4 protein-coding genes are annotated in these 2,727 nt (G+C 44.2%); all 4 read right to left on the reverse strand.

The window, feature by feature from the left end; translation table 11 throughout:
• A partial coding sequence (locus tag DXZ20_RS37550; RefSeq protein WP_250565810.1) for a TIR domain-containing protein occupies positions 1-903 on the reverse strand: 903 nt, incomplete at its 3' end.
• Between the two features lie 283 nt (positions 904-1,186).
• Complete coding sequence (locus tag DXZ20_RS18010; protein ID WP_250565811.1) at positions 1,187-1,339, reverse strand: hypothetical protein; 153 nt, start codon at positions 1,337-1,339, stop codon at positions 1,187-1,189.
• Between the two features lie 133 nt (positions 1,340-1,472).
• Positions 1,473-2,006, reverse strand: coding sequence for a hypothetical protein (locus DXZ20_RS18015; RefSeq protein ID WP_163699640.1), 534 nt, complete (start codon positions 2,004-2,006; stop codon positions 1,473-1,475).
• Between the two features lie 378 nt (positions 2,007-2,384).
• Positions 2,385-2,727 (reverse strand): hypothetical protein (locus DXZ20_RS37555; RefSeq protein ID WP_250565812.1); only part of this gene is annotated, 343 nt, incomplete at its 5' end.

The raw sequence follows: 2,727 nt of genomic DNA on the forward strand, positions 1-2,727 counted from the left end.
CGATCCCCCAAAGTTAGCTTGCTTTATTGTGAGGTTATCTCCAAAGAAATAGCGAGTCATAGTCCCCGATCGGCAGGCATACTCCCATTCAGCTTCGCTCGGTAGACGATAATTCTTACCCGTACGCCTAGACAAACGCTTGCAAAATTCAATCGCTTCATACCAATTCACTCGCTCGACAGGGCGATCGTCTCCTTTGAAGTGAGAAGGATGTGGATCTAGATGTCTGTCTATATCCGGCAAAAGAGAGACCGCATACCATTGACGTTGAGTAATTAGATACCTGCTCATATAGAACGTTGGCACAGTGACTTTATGTTGTGGACCTTCGTTCTTTTTTCGATCAGCTTCATCATTAGGAGAGCCCATCCAAAAGATGCCACCGTCAATATGAACCATATCCAGATGGACACCATCACCTAGCTCCTGGCTGAAATGCTCAGCATTGCTCTGTTCTTGGCTAATGACTGCGATCTCATCTGGGAAATGCGACTCAATTGACTTTACCAGCCGTTCAAATTCTCTCTCTTGAAACAGGTCCACCCATTGATAGTCCGCTAGATTTATTCCATATTCTTCTTGACGTAGCTCGGGCACTTGACAATCATCTAAGCGAACCGGAATTAGATAGATTTTCCCAGGTGGCATATCCCCCATGCGTTGGAGGGCCATTCTAAATTCACGTTGGATATAACCTTCCTTAGCTACGGACTCCTTGGATAGACAGGCAATGAAAACGTCACTTTTTTTGATCGCCTTGGGAATTTCAGCCCGCCAGCTTTGACCTGGTAGTAAGTCAACCTTATCTAACCAGGGCTTGAAACCTTTAGCCTTTAGCCGATTGTATAGGTCAATAACAGCATTTTTGTCTTCACTGGCATGAGCCAAAAATATCTGGATCATCGGCTACCATAGGGCTACAGGTTACATACATAGAAAGCGGCTCTAACTTGGCGGTTGGGGGCCGTTTTCTGTATGTATACCTATTAAAACCGGTTTGCTTGATAGATGTCAGGAATCTAATTCTGGGCACTGTAGGTATAGATGGCAGACAACCTGCCACTATTCAAATTTCTTATAAAAATCAGCCCCTGGTGCTCCGTGCATCGGGGGTTATTTAATGCTTACGGAATCACATATGACCAGCTGTATGCTCCTGACAGCGGTTGAGATCGCACGCATCGTATTAGTTATTTAACGCAGACGTTAAGGTTTCATGCTCGGACACCAACCAAAGTAGATGCCAACGGCGTGACTCAACCGGATCACAGCTTGTCTGATAGCGCTCCTTCAGTTCAGCCGATGAAAGATGGGGGACGATACGAAGTTTTCTAGGCATACCCTAGAGTCTTATATTTCGGTCCCCATTAATTCGGATTTGGTATACTGGCCTTCTTCAACTGTAATAGTTAAGACTTTATCTGACATAATCTCTATGAACAATGGTCAAGGTTAACCAAGAGGAATAAACCTTATTGGCTTTCGGGATGGTCTGAGTCTCGAAGCCCAAACTTAAATACAAGTGTCTTACCTAGGCGTTCCCAGTGTTTACCATTCTCTGAGAGTGCTTTTTTAGCAGCTTCTTCCGACTCTAAAATAAAGCGGAGTTCATTGTCTAAAACCTGGATATCAATAGCTGTGAATGTATTTTGTTCAACTCCTAGTTCAACATTATCCATATACTTAGCTAGTCCAGCTGCTGATTGCAAAAGAGCATAGTGATTGCCTGAGGCTTCCTCCCATGTTGCTGCATCACCATGGGAATTTTCATCGACCCCAAAAATCGTAGTCTGAAAGAAAAAGGGTTTCTCAGCTGAACCGTTATTAAACCCCAGAAAAACAGTCAGGACTTCAAATTTGCTACCCACTGAATCCTGAGCTACCAAGATATTCTTAGGTTTGCGCATGAATTCACGCCACTCAGCTTTATCCTCACAGATGACAGGCTGACGCTCCTTGAGAATATATCGTTGAAAATCTTGAGGAGGAGTTAGGGGACCGATCATGCCTTAAAACGGAGGTACGATATCCTGAGCTGCAATCGATTGAATTGTCCAATTTGTAAGGCAAATAACCAATATCTGGTTACCTATCACCTTGAGCACTTCGTAAATTTGATAGCTGGGTTACTGTGCGATTAAATCACCCTGCCGTAAAGCTTGGATGACAAAATCCCAAAGTGATTTTGTACTCATACAGCAGTGGGGCACGAAGCTGAAATTGTTTTCTCCAGTGTAATCACACTATTGATTAATTCCCTGTAATCGCAAATAGAATTGCCCCATCCTTAGTTTCTGAGGGAAGATTTTTACGGGGTACACTGTCCCTGCGTTACCTAGAGACCCTAAGTCAATACCCTAACTACTAAGAGTTTCCAGGTTAGCTTAGGATGAACTTTCACCAGCCCTATCCCGAATTACATCTTGCAAAACCTCAGGTAATTCATCTAGGCTATCGATGCCATTAATCAGCACATTCCCCACGGTTGTTTGCTTGCCAGGGAATGGCCCTGATGCTTTGCCACAGCGAACATTGATATAGGGTTCAGGGGTATCCAGGTAGCAATCCAGCATGATGCCTTTGCCTACATCGAGCTCACTACTGGGTGGCTCAAGCGGTGCAACATAAGATGCTGATGCCAGATAGACTTCATTCGGCTTAACCCTATTTGGGTTTTCGGCTCGGATAGTGTCTAAGCGTTTCTTTAGTTCAGATTGTCGCTTGGTT

The sequence above is a fragment of the Adonisia turfae CCMR0081 genome, assembly GCF_011009555.1.
Taxonomy (GTDB): Bacteria; Cyanobacteriota; Cyanobacteriia; order Phormidesmidales; family Phormidesmidaceae; genus Leptothoe; species Leptothoe turfae.